Consider the following 15,471-nt stretch of genomic DNA (forward strand, 5'->3'; position numbering starts at 1 on the left):
TCAGACGGGAATATCATTATCAGCATTTATTCTCTAGACTTGTTCAACTACCCGCCCGTTAACGTGTCCCGTTAGTTGAGCGATTACATTCAAGCAATGCAAACATGAATGCTTTACCATACAGAAAGTCTTGTTCTAAAATCATTTTCATCTGTAATGAAGTTTACTTCAGAAAACCCCATTGTTAGCGAGTTATTATAGAGCCTTTGGATTGTTTCTGGATCCTTACTATACACCGTAACATACACGCAATCGACCACTAAAATAACGAGGCTACATTCACTGATAATAAAATCTTCAAACGTTTGAATATCAATAATCTCTTTATTTCTTGGAAAAGCCTTTAGGTTTGTAAAAATCACATAATACTCGTTTTTTTCTATTGTCTGCTTTAATGTTTCGCCTTCCATTCCAATAACCTCATCAGGAAAGAGTGGCCGCCCTAACTCCCCGTCCTCGATGAAATATGCTTCTTCACCGCCAACATCCAGTTATATGCAGCTACATCGACTGGCTTCAGTATCCCAGCCAAGTAGCTCCCGTACTCATTTGGTATTTCGAAGCTAATGCCTCTTATCATAATAACTCCTCTCCTATACTGCCCGTTCGTATTATGAGGTCACCAGATCTTTCTGGTAGACCTCATTTTTGTGAGGTCATAAGATAGCGGTAGCCGGGGATCGAACGTTTCTGCCCGTGGGAGTTGGATCCCGAGAGCTATACAGTTCATCCCCCCTACTTGTTAAACCATGATTAGGCTRGTTGGGACAATGATCCCGAATCACATGCGATAATGTGGACGACGAGAAGGTTAGGGGTTGCCGGCGAATATAATATCGGGAGTGATTGAATGAACCCTGTCATTGGATTAGATGTATCTAAAGGGGAAAGTCATGCACAAGCTTTTTCTGATCGAGGAATGCCTTACGGAAAGACCTTTCGATTTGAGCACAATCTTGAGGGATTAGCGTCCTTCCTCCGCTTTGCTCAAAACGTGGAGTCCTTTGCTGGGCAGCGTCCGGCCATTGTGTTAGAAGCAACGGGGCATTATCATAGTCCAGTTATACAGTTTCTAGATGAGCATCAATATCTGTATATCATTATCAATCCGTTAATTTCACACCAGGCGAAAAAGATGAATTTACGTAAGGTGAAAACGGATGTTGCTGACGCTTACCAGCTGGGGGAATTGTTCTACAAAGAAGAGCTGGAGCCTTACAAAAAACGGRGTCAGTATCTGATGAATCTGCGATACCTGACTCGGCAACATGAGTCACTGACAGAAATGTATGTCCAGACAAAGTTGCAGTTTCAAGCGGTACTGGATCAAGTCTTTCCAGAGTATCACGGCGTGTTTGGTGACCTTTATTCTAAGGTGTCGCTTCGTTTCCTGGCTCAGTATCCAACGTCTCAATCCGTGCTAGCGATGACCGAGGAAAACGTTACGGCGAACATACAACGCCTTGTTGGACATGTCGCCTCGAACCGGTGGTCGCTGGAACGGGCACAGAAACTAATGGCTGCAGCACAGCTAAATCCCTTTAGGGAGACCGCATTTCCGAGTCATTTAATCTCATTAGAGCTGTTCATTAATTTACTTCTTCAGTACCAGGAGCATCTAACGAAACTTGATAAATCGATAGAGGCCCTGGCTGAAGAATTACTGGAGTATGATTTAATCCAATCGATACCCGGCATTGGCACTAAAATTGCTGCAACAATTTTAGCTGAGATCGGAGAAATCGATCGGTTCGATCACGCAAAGAAGCTGGTTGCTTTTGCCGGTATTGATCCAAGTGTCTWTTCTTCTGGTAAATTTACAGCAACCCGAAATAAAATCACCAAACGCGGCTCCAGAAGACTCCGGACAGCCTTATATCAAGCTGTGCGATGTGGTTTGCGAAGCTCACGTAATAAGAAAATCAGAGCTTATTACGATAAAAAGCGAGCAGAAGGTAAACTAWTTAAAGTAGCCGTGATTGCATGTGCAAATAAACTAATCCAATGGATTTATGCAATTTTGACCAAGAAAGAACCTTACCGCTTGACTGAATAAGAAACGTTTAGATATTGAGGAAAACCTTCCCAAATTCTATGGGGCGGTTATTTGTCGTGCATTTTTACCAGTATAGCACCCTTCGTTTACTTCATTAATAATTAAATATTGACAGGCTATTAGCTGGTATAGCTTAATCAAGCGTATAATCACTGCCTAGTTGTATCTACTACTTCCGTAATTTCTATGAACTATCGTTTATCTTTAAAGATGAGAATGCGTAATAGATAGCTTCTGAAGCATATCATATCCTCTTCCCCAAAATGATTTAGCAATGTCATATCCAATTTATACATTTTCATTTTCCAAATCCAAAGAATTATTACCACAAGAACCTATGATTTCATTGGAATCCATTTTAATTATGGAGAAACGAATAGCTTGCTGTCTTGAGATAGGTCATCAAGCAAAGAGAAGGAGTGCTTTTATATGCTGCTACTTTGCGGCTTTTATTGAACTTGAATGGCTGTACTCTTTCTCTTTCTTATCAAGGATAAAAGCCAGGTCAGAAGCGGTAGTACAACCATAAAGGTTAAGGAGTACGCAGGCCAAACCTTCTGAATAAAATTCATGACATAAACTATGTTTGTGCAGGTAGGTTGTACCATTGCCGTTATCAGCATGCCTATAGGTATTGTCAAAAAGGTATACGAATTGAATTGAAGCAGCTGACTTGTGCCAACAGTTACCGCAAAGAAGGTTATAATGAGCTTGAAGGTAATGGTTACGAACCATAAACCGCCTACAATAACCTCCAGACGTTCAAGAAAATTACCAATACTAATTTTTTTGGCGAGCGTGAAGGTCGGGTACATGCTGGATTCTGTTAGACTGGCTCCAAGTACAAGAATACATACTAATATAATAATGATAAGTACAATCCCAGCCAGGAGGGTACCGACAAAAAAAGCGGGTGCCTTCTTTTTCGAGACCTTAACGAATGGGTAAATCATCATCAGAACGATATACTCCTGCAGACTCATAAACGGATAAGAGCCTTCCAATGACGGAATCAGCCCGTTTTCCAAAACCGGCTCAATTTTTCGTATTTCAATTTCCGGCAGCAGCATTATAATAACCATTACCAGCAGCAATACGATCCAAGGAAAAAAGACTTCAGCTCCCCGGGCTATGACGACTAGCCCCTTACGCGTAGCTAAAATAATTACGATCATCAAACAGCCCATAATAAAAACAATAGGCGTCTCCGGCATCACTTCCGTCGTTAGGAAGTATCCAACGTCCCCGAGCAGCAGCACGCTTAATACAAAAAAGTACGATAAGTATAATACGGAAACTGTCTTTCCTAGCCATTTTCCAAAAACCAGTTCATTAATCTCAATAATTGTCCTATTTGGATACTTTTTTGATAATGTAACATAGACTATAACCGGTAAAAAACCTGCCAGAATGCCAATGATGCTTGAAATCCAGGCATCCTGCTTGGCAACGGCCGCAAGGGCAGCTGGCGCGATGAGAATAGAGGTTCCAATACCAAAAATAATCACTAAAATCGTAAATTGATGGACACCGATTGTCTCACTTTCTTTCATGATAAACCTCCTTTCTCTTCAGATCACTTTATCCTTCACCTTAGAACCAGCCCGAGCCATTCATAAACAATTGTTATCCCTTCGAGCGGGTTTGGAAGAGCTGCATGAATGATTTGCATAGTATAAACGGTCAGCGAAATGACCACCAGTAAACTAAATATCAGCATCTCTTTGTATTTCTTTGATCTGTGCAGTTCAGGCATCTCTGACCAAACAGCATAGATGCCGATTACAGCGGCTCCTACCGTTACCCACATGTGATCTACTTCCTTACTTTTGATTTAATAGGCTGGTTAATGGTTCCAATTCGTCGGATGTCGATATGCACGTCCACTTGCACGGTTAAGTGCATAAAAGTAGAGTCCCAGTCCTGCTTCCACTTCTTCCACTGCTGTGGGTATGCCCTATGAACGGTGTCTCCGAAGCCGAGAATGTCGGTTTTATATTTTGATTGGGTCGTATCTACCACGCCTTTAATAATCTCCACAATACGCTGCTCGGTCATCCTCTCGATCCGAGGAATGGTGGTGGGGTCCAGCATATTGATGTCACAGGAAACATCTCCTACATTACCCTCCCCATGGACATCAACTATTATTTTCGGCTCTCCCTTTTCTGTCAGAGTTGCCTTGACAGCTGTTTTTGTTCGAATGAGCTCCACCTCTATTACACCGCCACTGCATGAGTTTACGATGATTGTGCTCTTCACTTTTCCCTGGATGTAGTTATAGCCCTGACTATCATTTATGTTCAACCATCCCACGAGCTTGTCTTTACGAAAAACAGCAAATCCGTCGTACACCATAATTGTTTTCGTATCTGTCAATTGAAGATTGGATAATTTTTGCCCTTCGTTATGAGGTCCTTTCATAATTATTCCAGTCAGAGCAGGATTTTTTCCGTCATTTTCTAAATCATTGATCAGCATATCCAAAGACACTTTGCTCGTAGAAGCCCATGCTTTTTCGCCTACTTCAAGCGAGGAATACAATTTACTCGCTGGGATTTTCTCTTGGGGTGTTAAAATGTCCAGCATAGCCTCTGCTTTTCCATTTTTCGCTATGACTATGGCAAAGTCAGTCCGCAGCTCATGGTCCCTCGACAGATAATCAATGGGTTCTGCAATTCCTTTCCTCGCGAGCTCCTCCCCGATGACCAGCATTCGCAGGTGAGATAAATAAATTTTACGGTTTAGCTTTAGCGTTAGCTTTCGGAGTGCCTCAAAAATTGAATTTCCTTCCGCACGAAACGTCGTTACCGGAGTTCCACCGGACCCCGATGTTTTTTTTGAAGCAATCTCGCCGGGATTGACAACTTGTACCGAAACCAAAACCCGGCCTTCCCTCGCTTCGTCCAGTCCCATGGCCACCGCGATAGACATTTCATTTAGCTCCCTGCGATTCCAGCAGCCTGTCACCAATATCATTAATCCGATTATGAATAGCCCTTTACAAATCCTAACCGCCATTAAAGCCCTCCCGCGTTATGAATTGGAATTCTCCTCAGATTCTTTTTTTAAAGATGGATCTTTGTCCGACCCCATTCTGGTGAAATTTCTATCTTTGATGTAACTAGGTCTTGTGAACATAGCCCATCTAGGCACACGGAGAATGACATCCTTTTGGTCATTTAAATGAAAAGGAGCAAAGCCGCTCATATAAGGCAGCCCGAAGGATACCAGACCGCATAAGTGAAATACGGCAGCTAACAGGCCAAGTAAAATACCAAAAAAACCTAGGGAGCCAGCTAATATCATCATAAAGAAACGCAGCATTCGAAAAGAAATGGCTATGCTATATGACGGCAGCACAAAGTTGGAAATCGCGGTTATCGCTACTACAATGACCATAGCCGGGGAAACCAGACCCGCTTCAACAGCTGCTTGGCCGATGACTAGCGTACCTACGATGGATACAGCTTGACCGATCGTTTTCGGCATCCTTACACCGGCTTCACGTAATATTTCGAATGTAATTTCCATCAATACAGCCTCTACAAAAACAGGGAAAGGAACGCCTTCCCGGGCTGCTGCCAAACTCATCAGAAGCTGTGTCGGAAGAACCTCCTGGTGGAAAGTAGTGATCGCAATATAAAGCGCTGGCGCTAGCATCGTAATGCCAAGACTAACGTATCGGATTAGACGTATAAACGTAGCGAAATCCCAGCGCTGGTAATGATCTTCCGAGGCCTGCAGAAATTGAATCAGCATCGCTGGAGCAATTAGCACAAAGGGAGTACCATCTACAAGAATAGCAACCCTCCCTTCCAACAGCTCCGCGGCGACAACATCGGGCCGCTCAGTGGTGTAAATCAGCGGAAAAAGAGTGAAGGTTTTGTCTTGTATAAATTCCTCGATATAGCCGCTCTCCAATATGCCATCGACATCTATGGCTTTCAATCGCTTCCGCACCTCGTCGATTACCTTCTGACTTGCAATGCCATTCAAATACATAATGGCCACGTCCGTTCGAGTGGATCTTCCGATTTGAATGGTTTCCATCCATAAATTCGGATCCTTAATCCGACGGCGAATCAAGCTCGTATTGGTTCTAAGTGTCTCATTGAAGCCGTCTCGTGGACCTCTAACGACTGGCTCGTTGCTCGGCTCCTCAATTCCGCGATCCTCCAACTTACGAGAGCCTGCGAGCACCCCGTATTCCCAACCCTCTAATAAAATAACGGTATCACCGAAGAGTATCGCTTTAAGGATAGCAGTCATATTGTCTGCCCTTTTTACCGATCCGGCAGGAAGGATCAGACGGTCCATAAAATCCTCCCCATCGACTACTAACCAATGGAGCTCTTGATTCGCATGATCGCGCACAGCAGTAACTATGGATTCCAGCATTTTGGGCGCATCGGAAATCCCCTCAAGAAACAAAACAGCCGCAGAACGGGAATCCTTTTCACCCATTTTAAAATACCTAATAGTCAGATCCGTACTGTTGCCCAGCCGATTCGCAATCCAATCTATATTAGTCTTAATGCTAATGTCTACCTTGATTTCAGTGTCGACCTCTTCCCACCATCTATGCGGTTTTTCAACAGGAGAACTTGTGTAGTTACTATGCCTCTGTTTATTAAATAGCTTTATGATATCCCTCCTAACCTGTGGACGTTTATAATAGCGATTAGCAGAATTAGGATTACCAATTGAGGGAAAAATACTCACAGCTATAATCATAAAAGGAAATAGCATACTTTACCGCATAATTGGACTAATGCACGCACGATGTAAATTTCTTAGGGATACAATCTGATATCCTAAATCTTTGAGGAGCCTTGCTGATCAGTATAAAAATAATCATGCATTCGCATACAAGGTGAACACATCATAAGCTCATTGGTTAGCAGTATTGTGATTGTTTCTTCTGTGTCGAAGCCCCAGGCAGCTCAAAAAAAGCAGCAGCTTAATGTGTAATGCGATTACAAGCGAATGATTTTATGATTCGCATGTTTTTGTTAACCAATGTTCCCAGTTGCCTTAAACGGGAGAAGTCAAATTCCGGAAGATTGAATAAATTGGGCTCCACTGCTCAATAATATCCGGATTCGAATTAGTTTTTTGAAAATGTCCGAGACATCTCAAAAAACAAAAAGCTTCGGCACAAGCCGAAGCCTTCTGACGGTGACTCTCTGTGTCAATGGCAAATACGTTCCTCCGAGCTTCAAAGCAGGTTCTTTGCCCATGCGGAGAGTATCGGCTAAGACAGCAAAACATCATCGCAGCGTCTACTCGACATAGACAGACGGTCATACCTCGACATTAGTAAGCCTGACTCCACTTGTATCCGAAAAAGAAGGAGAATCTCTGCCAAGCCTATCTGCGCCAAGCCCGTTTTATTGTTGGTCCGGTAGACGTAATGCGTTTTCTGAAGTTTGTGCTTGTTCTAAAAATTCCTCTGCTTGGGTCAATTGCTTCCGGGCCGTCTCCAAAGCTTGTGAATTTGTTGCCGCATTAGATTCACTTATCGAGTTTATCGCCTGATTTAAAGCCGTTTGCGCATCAGAAACCGCGTTAAATGCATGCTGCTCCAGCGTATTGCCGCTCGAGTTAAGTGTACTTTCTGCCGGCTTTCTTGCATTTTCGGTGGCTAGATCAATTTTGTTTTCATTAGGCAAAGCGAGTCATCCTCCCTTGAGCAAAGATCATTAATTTATACAGAAATAAGTATGCGGATGAGATTTTGTTTATATTCCTGCGACTGCATGGGAATATCCGGATCCCACATTTCCGGCAATCAATTTTAGTATAAGATCCGGTGCGTCGGAAAATCTAACGTTGATAAAAAAAAGGAGGTGATAATTTCTCAATGAATACGCCAACGCTAGCGCCGCACGAATCGATGGAACTACATGAAGCGTTAAACTTTAAAACGCTCTGCCTCGCTAAGTCAAAACTTATGCAAGGCTTGGTCTTTGACCAAGAGCTAAAAGCGTTAATGCAGAAAGACGTAATTCAATCCACACAACAGATTACAGAGCTGCAAGCAATCTACGCAAGAGCTCCTTTCCAAGCGCCTGTTCCGAATAGCCCGACACCTATAACACATTAAAGGGGAACGCAAATGAATACCGATTATTTAGACCCGATTAATTCATTAAATATGCCAGAAATGGCAGATATGACTTTTGCAATGGACTTCCTTCTTCGTGCCAAGGAGGGTGTGCGAAATTTGTCCATCGCCCTGACGGAAACGGCTTCTCCGGATGTAAGAGCGCTGCTGCGCAATCATCTTAAGCAGGGGATTGCAATGCACCAAGAAATCACGGAGCTCATGATTCGCAAAAAATGGTTCCATCCTTACGAGCTGAACGAACAGTACCAACTCGACCAGCTTTCGGCGAAAAATACGGTGATGATCGGGCAGATGAATTTGTTCCCGGGTGATACGTCTCGTAAAGGGATGTTTGATCGGACCCCAGATGAACATATTGGAGGACATAAAGCATGAAGGCGGTAACGTATCAAGGGATTAAAAATGTCGTAGTCAAAGAGGTACCGGATCCGAAGATTGAGAAACCGGACGATATGATCGTAAAGATCACCAGTACCGCCATATGCGGTTCCGACCTTCACCTTATTCACGGGATGATCCCTAACCTTCAGGAGAACTATGTCATCGGGCATGAACCGATGGGGATCGTAGAAGAGGTAGGCCCAGGCGTGACAAATGTAAAGAAAGGCGACCGTGTGATCATCCCATTCAACATCGCATGCGGAGAATGTTTTTTTTGCAAAAATCAGCTGGAAAGCCAATGTGACAACTCAAACGAACACGGGGATATGGGCGCATATTTCGGCTACTCCGGAACGACCGGCGGATACCCTGGCGGGCAAGCCGAGTATTTACGAGTCCCGTTCGCAAATTTTACCCACTTCAAGATTCCCGAAAACTGCGAACAACCGGACGAAAAGCTAAGCTTGATCGCCGATGCCATGACGACGGCATTCTGGAGCGTAGATAACGCCGGCGTAAAGAATGGAGATACGGTCATCGTGCTCGGCTGCGGTCCGGTCGGACTTCTGGCCCAGAAATTCTGCTGGCTGAAAGGAGCAAAGCGGGTCATAGCCGTCGACTATGTCGATTACCGCTTACAGCATGCGAAGCGAACGAACAATGTGGAAATCGTAAACTTCGAACAGGATAAGAATATCGGCAACAATCTCAAGGAAATGACCAAAGGCGGCGCCGATGTCGTGATTGATGCGGTAGGAATGGACGGCAAGATGAGCGATCTCGAATTTCTAGCCAGCGGTTTGAAACTGCAAGGCGGCACCATGAGCGCATTTATCATTGCGTCTCAGGCTGTCCGCAAAGGCGGGACTATCCAAGTCACTGGGGTATACGGCGGACGCTATAACGGATTCCCGCTCGGCGACATCATGCAGCGCAACGTGAATATCCGTTCCGGACAAGCTCCGGTCGTTCACTACATGCCGTATATGTACGAGTTGGTTACTTCGGGCAAAGTGGACCCTGGAGATATTGTTACGCACGTCATTCCGCTCAGCGAGGCCAAGCGCGGCTATGAAGTGTTCGATACGAAAACGGACGATTGCATCAAAGTCATCTTAAAGCCTTGAATATGGATAGATACATGGGAGGACAATCCGAATGAATTCCAATTACGCTTTGCATGAAATGCTGGAGGTTCATGAAATGGCTGCGTTCAAGACGGTTTGCATGACCAAATCCAAAACCATGCAAGCTCTGGTAACCGACCCGGAGCTCATGCAAATTTTGCAGCAAGACGTGCAATCTTCACAGCAGCACCTTCAGGAGCTCGGTGGAGTGCTGTCTAAAATGACCCTATAGGAGATAATAACATGAATACAATATTAGAACACATGACAGGGCTTCATATGCTGACCGATGACGTGATCGCAATGGATTTTTTGATGAACGCCAAGAGCGGAGTCAGAAACTACGCCATGGCCGTGACCGAATGTGCCACTCCCGAAATCAAGCAAATTTTGATGAAACAGCTCGACGAAGCCATAGACTCCCATGAAAAGATAACAATCTACATGATGCAGCGGGGCCTATACCATCCCTACCATATTCCAGAGCAAATTCAGCTCGATCTGAAAAACATTCAGACCGCTATGAACATTCCGTCCTGACACCGTATTTCGTCCCGGCAAAACGCGCAAAACCACAATGGTTCAGGCGCGTTTTTGATTTTAGCCGGAGACTTCAGAGAACCCGGGAAGAACTCAAGTTGTTGATTAGCTTGTGTCATTCGTTGTTCGCCCCTGGTTAGAATTGAAAATCCCCTACTCCGTAAGCGGAATAGGGGATTTACTTTGGGATCTGCTGGCCAGCCAAGATTCAATTTCAAGGTCTAACGAGTTTTGGGATGCGTACAGCAGGACGAAGTATTCGTTGTCGCCGAGTATACCGATCCTGTAGTATGCCTGCGGCCCTTCAGGTCGAAAAGCTCCACAAATCTAGCCACTGGTCACAAAGGCCTCCCAGCAAACCAACTGGTTTGAGGTCTATGTCGCCTTCTTCCAGTATTCCCATGTGGGTGTGCTGTTGAGGTTCAAGCGTGTCGTGGTCATTGCCGTCCTCAGCTACCTCACCAAAGAGGGCTACCCTTTCGCCTTCGAGATGTTCTGTCAGGCCCGAGTACTGCTCGTAGTTTCCCCTTAGGTTGAGAATGTACGAATAACTTCTAATGAGCATCTGGGGTGATCTTCCTAGTACTTACTAATCAAAAAAAGTCATACTGAATCTGGAGATGGAGTTCCATGTGGAGAAGGGTGTTACCGTTCAAATAGAGGAATAATGCTAAATGCAAAACTAGGGAAGAACCCATATTTCTCAAGGGTCCTTCCTTATCAACAGATAACAGCCTCTTTATAATAGGGCAGTTGCGGGAATATATACAATTTTACAAAAATATAGTTTTAACTGAAAAAATAGGCAGCTCCCTGATGAGGGATAGCTACCTTCGGTTAAAATTATTATGAAAAGGTAGGAGCAGGGAATTCATCAATTCTCATACGAAGTAAACTATATGGTTTTTCCCGCAGGTCTCTTCCATAATGAAATCTCGCCTGCCGATGTAATTGATTCACAATGACATATAAGTATTGATCGGGGCCAATCGAAAAAGTATCCGGCCATAAAATTCTCGGGTCATGTGCGATGGTTTCCATTGCACCATTCGGCAATATCTTCCGGATACTGTTGTTTTCATAGTCTCCCGCATAAACGGTGCCGTTTGCGCCGGTGATCATTCCATCTGACGCACCTTTTTCCCCCCAATACTGCACATATTGGGATAAATTCATGTCCTGTATCCTTCTGTCTCTTAGGGCTTCTGTTGAGATTGAGAACAGTTGACGGCTGGTTAGCGGAGCATAAAATAAAACCTTTCCATCAGGAGAAATCGCTAAACTATCGGAAGCCAATCTAAATGGGTAAGTCGAGCCGTCCGGGTTTCGATTCATCAAAACTTCACCTTCTACTTTCGGTAAAAAATAGGGATCAGGCGAAGTTGATATTGCCCCATTTAAACGTCTAAACGCGTTCCCATTTTCTAAATCAACGACGATAATAGCCCCTGGCCCTCTGGAAGAAGAATCCGTTATATATGCATAGCCTGCTCTTCCAACCCGAAAATCCAACCGGACATCATTCAGATAAGTTGTTGGCAAGACAACATTTTCTGTAAAGGTATATACTCTCCTTATTGTATTCGTGCTTAAATCAACAGCAACTAATTTTGCTCCCCCTTGAATAGGTTCAGAAAAATTTGGTGCCCCTGTATCTAGTACCCAAAGTATTCCTCTTCCATCAGCAACGATACTTTGGACACTGACGAAAGACATTTTAATATTACCGGTATTAACCATATTTGTTTCTAAACTGGGATAAGGCTGCATTTCACCCTCAACAATTTCCGCCACAGTAAATTGAACGTCGTCTCCCCATTTCGGAAAGCAAACAAAAATACGGCCGGTTTCGGAAACGCTGACACCTGTAGGCATAGCCCCATAAAAAGCATGCACCAGTTCAAACTGCCCAAAATATTTTTCCATAGGTAACATAGGTTGCATGATATCCTCCTCATCAAATCCGAACGGATATCAACTATATATGTTTAATTTTTTTTGTAGTGCCTGGTTCTTGATAAATTTTTCTATCGTGATGAATGCTGTGGGTTTCAACTTCCCATTATTAAAAATGTTGGTTTTATTAACGCTAAAATGAAATTATTTCAGAACCTCTTTTACTTCTGATATGGTTCACCGCGAATGATCTTAAACTATCCTCCCTCATTGGAGAAACGTTAACTCCGTATTTCTTCATAATAGGAATGCTGCCCGTAGTTAATTTAACGAACAACGGCAGCCGATCGTGAGGCCGGCTGCCTTTCATTCTCCTAATATTGAAAGTCCCTGCGATAATTGGCCAGAATACTAGTCGGGATGGCTCGTAGCGGTAAAGCCTACATGCCACATAAAACGTTACCACTCTTACAAGCAGCTTAACCATACAACCCGTTTCGTTGTACGAGTTTTGGCTTATTCGAAGGATTTCAAAGAAAGCACGGAGTACCGGATTCATTAAACCAAAGAGCAACGACCCGTTAAGACATGGGAGTGAAAACCTCCAAGGGTCGCGTGGAGAAAGCTTGCAGTAAATGGAAGTATATAGGACGGTTTTATCCCTCCTCTATTCCCGTGCGCCTTCATGTTACCGAAGTCTAACAGGGTGTTCCCTTCATGTCTTCCCCCTTACTATCCGGGCGAAGTCCTGCGAATAAGCGAGCATTCTTGAGAAAATCATATCGTACCAAGGGAGTATAACAGATTAATCAATTATTAATTGTTCAATCTTAATTTGTTGAAGCTTTAATCCTCGTACACTGAAAAAAATACATCTTTAAGAATCGCTTTCGCTTTCTTTAAGTTACGGGAATCCAGCTTATTGAGCAACTCAATGACTTCGTTGATATCGTCAGAATCTGTTGTTGCCTTGTCTATGTCTGATTCTACTTTCGTATGCGACGCACTTTTACAGAGTGGGTTTGATTCTTCGTTTGTCTCCGAATGAATCAAAGAAGTGTGCAAAGTCTCTTGAATAACATTGACTAGAAATCGCAATTCATCTTCGTTATATCGTTTTAATAAATGATTGGCCCCAATATCAATTTTTTCATGTAGCGTTCGATGTAAAAGGTTAATCTCTTTTCCTAATTGTGTGGTGCGAAACAGGATTTCCTTTCTATTATCAGGGAGATATTCAAAAATAATAATTTTTTTATCTGCAAGTCTTCTCGTGATTTTAGAGACATTCCCTTTTGAGAATCCGAATTGTTTTGAAATTGTAATACCATTAACAGGCTCAAGCTCACCAATGGCACTAAGCACATGCAGCATCTTAACAGTCATATCTTTCACCAGCTGAGCGATTATAGGAGTAGGACTATTCTGAATAAGCCATTGTCTTTCTTGGCCATCGTCTCTTTGGAATTTATTTTGTAGATCGTTTACTGACACAATCAAATCTTTAATTAATCGATCCTTATTTTGTTTCCCCGATTCGTTTAACATTTGTTTTCCTCCGATATTAGTTAAGCTAAAACCAGTATATCAAGAGTGAATGAGCAATTAAAGTTTCCACGAAACATTATTGACGTAAACAGCAAGCTCCATGTATTATTGTTTCTAAGAAACATAATGTTTCATGGAAACTAAAATTAGAATCATTTTGTTTATTTTTGCACAGAAAGGAAACTACACAATGAAGAACTTTGAATTAGTAAGCAAGTCATCAAATACCGATCACCAGGATATCGATGTTCTTATTGCCGGTGCTGGCCCAACAGGATCAACGTTGGCAGCAGACCTTCTACGTCGAGGTCTTCGTGTTCGAGTGATTGACAAGGCACCACACGCATTCAAAGGCTCCCGTGCAAAGGGAGTTCAACCTCGTACTTTGGAAGTCTTTGAAGACCTCGGGATACTTGATGAGGCGCTCGCTGAAGGAGGAGCATACCCTCTTGCTGGCCTCCATTTTGGGCCGTTCACATTGCCGTGGCGTATGATACAGCGGAATAAATCGTCTCCAAGCGTACCATACCCAAACACTTTATTGCTGCCGCAACTCCGCACCGACGCCATCTTGCATCGCCTGATCGAGCGCCGTGGACTTAACATTGAGTTCGGCACTGCCGTGGAGAGCTTCGAACAAGATTCCGATTGGGTGATTGCGAAGCTCTCTTCTGGGGAGAAGGTCCGCTGCAGATATTTGGTTGGGGCCGACGGAGGCTCAAGCACTGTTCGCAAAGCTGCTGGTATTGGGTTCGTCGGAGAGACCAACGAATCCGACAAATGGCTCATTGTCGACGGTACAGTTGACAAACTGGCACGCAACCGATGGCATATGTGGCCACGTACACATGGTAAGTCGGTCGCAGTATGCCCACTGCCCCATTCCGACCAATTCCAAATCATGATTCGGCTGAAAACTGATGAGACGCCTGTCCTCGATGAAGCAGCATTGTCAGATCAGTTCTATACTCTCACTGGGTTCCGGTTACATGGCATCACCTGGTCCTCTGTGTTCCGACCCAATATTCGGCTCGCGAAGCACTACCGGGCAGGCAGAGTCTTCTTGGCTGGCGACGCCGCCCACGTTCATACACCTGCCGGAGGGCAGGGGCTCAACACCGGCGTGCAGGATGCATACAATCTCGGTTGGAAATTAGGGCAGGTCATCTCCGGAGCTCCCGACAGTCTCCTCGACAGCTACGAAGCTGAACGGCAGCCGATTGCTGCTCATGTTCTTGGTAAATCAAATGAGCTTTACTCCGGCATAGACAAGCGCTCACTCTCCAGCCTAAAGCGTGGAGATGAGGAACGACAGCTCATAATTTCATACCATGCCGGGCCGCTCGCCCCTGCAGACACCGCAGTCACCAAGACCTTGCAAGTGGGAGACCGAGCTCCGGACGCACCTTGTAGCGGTCCTGGTGGGATACGACGACTCTTTGACCTATATCAAGGCCCCCACTTCACTCTTCTTGCCTTTGGAGCCAATGCCTCCAAGGAACTTCCTGGGCTGACATGGCCTACCGATGGAGCTGAATTGCGCCGATATATTGTAGGCAATGGAAGCATCGACGACACTTCCATTAAAGACACCACAGGCAATCTTCAAAAAATTTACGGCATTACCAGTGACATGCTGGTATTGATACGACCTGACGGTTACATTGGAAACATCATCTCGAACAACTGGCAGGGAGCTTTTGATAATATATCCAAAACGATGACCCCATCACGGTCCAATGCGATTCATTCAAACTGAAGGTTTCAGTCACAGCTAGATTTTCACTTCC

The 15,471-nt window shown here is 44.2% G+C and carries 15 protein-coding genes and 1 pseudogene; 7 read left to right on the forward strand and 9 right to left on the reverse strand.

What is annotated here, in order from left to right; translation table 11 throughout:
• Nucleotides 1–113: 113 nt before the first annotated feature.
• Nucleotides 114–580, reverse strand: a pseudogene (locus tag ADU23_RS28525) (DUF2691 family protein).
• Between the two features lie 270 nt (nt 581–850).
• Between ADU23_RS28525 and ADU23_RS28530 the strand changes: the two are divergent.
• Nucleotides 851–2,056, forward strand: coding sequence for an IS110 family transposase (locus ADU23_RS28530; RefSeq protein ID WP_053373954.1), 1,206 nt, complete (start codon nt 851–853; stop codon nt 2,054–2,056).
• A 449-nt stretch (nt 2,057–2,505) separates the two neighbouring features.
• Here ADU23_RS28530 and ADU23_RS28535 read toward each other — a convergent pair whose 3' ends face one another.
• The 5 genes from ADU23_RS28535 to ADU23_RS28555 form a co-directional block, all read right to left on the reverse strand.
• Complete coding sequence (locus ADU23_RS28535) at nt 2,506–3,609, reverse strand: GerAB/ArcD/ProY family transporter (protein ID WP_053376861.1); 1,104 nt, start codon at nt 3,607–3,609, stop codon at nt 2,506–2,508.
• Nucleotides 3,610–3,644: 35 nt separating this feature from the next.
• On the reverse strand, nt 3,645–3,866 hold the full coding sequence (locus ADU23_RS28540; protein WP_053376862.1) for a hypothetical protein: 222 nt from the start codon (nt 3,864–3,866) through the stop codon (nt 3,645–3,647).
• Nucleotides 3,867–3,871: 5 nt separating this feature from the next.
• Nucleotides 3,872–5,077 carry a Ger(x)C family spore germination protein gene (locus tag ADU23_RS28545; protein WP_053376863.1) on the reverse strand — a complete coding sequence of 402 codons (1,206 nt, stop codon included), beginning with the start codon at nt 5,075–5,077 and terminating at the stop codon, nt 3,872–3,874.
• Nucleotides 5,078–5,092: 15 nt separating this feature from the next.
• Entirely contained in the window at nt 5,093–6,763 is a 1,671-nt protein-coding gene (locus ADU23_RS28550; RefSeq protein ID WP_442950664.1) for a spore germination protein, read from the reverse strand.
• Between the two features lie 686 nt (nt 6,764–7,449).
• Nucleotides 7,450–7,731: a hypothetical protein gene (locus ADU23_RS28555; protein ID WP_053376864.1), complete on the reverse strand. Its 282-nt coding sequence runs from the start codon at nt 7,729–7,731 to the stop codon at nt 7,450–7,452.
• Nucleotides 7,732–7,922: 191 nt separating this feature from the next.
• Here ADU23_RS28555 and ADU23_RS28560 point away from each other — a divergent pair, with 191 nt between their 5' ends.
• The 5 genes from ADU23_RS28560 to ADU23_RS28580 are packed head-to-tail and all read left to right on the forward strand — an operon-like array spanning nt 7,923 to nt 10,237.
• Complete coding sequence (locus ADU23_RS28560) at nt 7,923–8,165, forward strand: hypothetical protein (protein WP_053376865.1); 243 nt, start codon at nt 7,923–7,925, stop codon at nt 8,163–8,165.
• A gap of 12 nt (nt 8,166–8,177) precedes the next feature.
• Nucleotides 8,178–8,564: a spore coat protein gene (locus ADU23_RS28565; protein ID WP_053376866.1), complete on the forward strand. Its 387-nt coding sequence runs from the start codon at nt 8,178–8,180 to the stop codon at nt 8,562–8,564.
• Nucleotides 8,561–9,697, forward strand: coding sequence for a zinc-dependent alcohol dehydrogenase (locus ADU23_RS28570; RefSeq protein ID WP_053376867.1), 1,137 nt, complete (start codon nt 8,561–8,563; stop codon nt 9,695–9,697). The genes ADU23_RS28565 and ADU23_RS28570 overlap by 4 nt, the downstream gene beginning before the upstream one ends.
• A 31-nt stretch (nt 9,698–9,728) precedes the next feature.
• On the forward strand, nt 9,729–9,929 hold the full coding sequence (locus ADU23_RS28575; protein WP_053376868.1) for a hypothetical protein: 201 nt from the start codon (nt 9,729–9,731) through the stop codon (nt 9,927–9,929).
• Nucleotides 9,930–9,940: 11 nt separating this feature from the next.
• Nucleotides 9,941–10,237, forward strand: a complete 297-nt coding sequence (locus ADU23_RS28580) for a spore coat protein (protein WP_053376869.1) — start codon at nt 9,941–9,943, stop codon at nt 10,235–10,237.
• Between the two features lie 304 nt (nt 10,238–10,541).
• On the opposite strand, the gene ADU23_RS28585 is transcribed toward ADU23_RS28580, so the two are convergent.
• The 3 genes from ADU23_RS28585 to ADU23_RS28595 form a co-directional block, all read right to left on the reverse strand.
• Nucleotides 10,542–10,802, reverse strand: coding sequence for a hypothetical protein (locus ADU23_RS28585; RefSeq protein ID WP_053376870.1), 261 nt, complete (start codon nt 10,800–10,802; stop codon nt 10,542–10,544).
• A gap of 281 nt (nt 10,803–11,083) precedes the next feature.
• Nucleotides 11,084–12,181 (reverse strand): L-dopachrome tautomerase-related protein, encoded by a 1,098-nt coding sequence (locus ADU23_RS28590; protein WP_053376871.1) that lies wholly within the window; start codon nt 12,179–12,181, stop codon nt 11,084–11,086.
• 798 nt (nt 12,182–12,979) lie between these two features.
• Nucleotides 12,980–13,681: a MarR family transcriptional regulator gene (locus ADU23_RS28595; protein ID WP_053376872.1), complete on the reverse strand. Its 702-nt coding sequence runs from the start codon at nt 13,679–13,681 to the stop codon at nt 12,980–12,982.
• A 133-nt stretch (nt 13,682–13,814) separates the two neighbouring features.
• On the opposite strand from ADU23_RS28595, the gene ADU23_RS28600 reads away from it, so the two are divergent.
• On the forward strand, nt 13,815–15,440 hold the full coding sequence (locus tag ADU23_RS28600; protein WP_231637552.1) for an FAD-dependent monooxygenase: 1,626 nt from the start codon (nt 13,815–13,817) through the stop codon (nt 15,438–15,440).
• The last annotated feature ends 31 nt before the right edge of the window (nt 15,441–15,471 follow it).

This window comes from Paenibacillus sp. FJAT-27812, assembly GCF_001273905.1.
In the GTDB taxonomy this organism is placed as follows: Bacteria; Bacillota; Bacilli; order Paenibacillales; family Paenibacillaceae; genus Pristimantibacillus.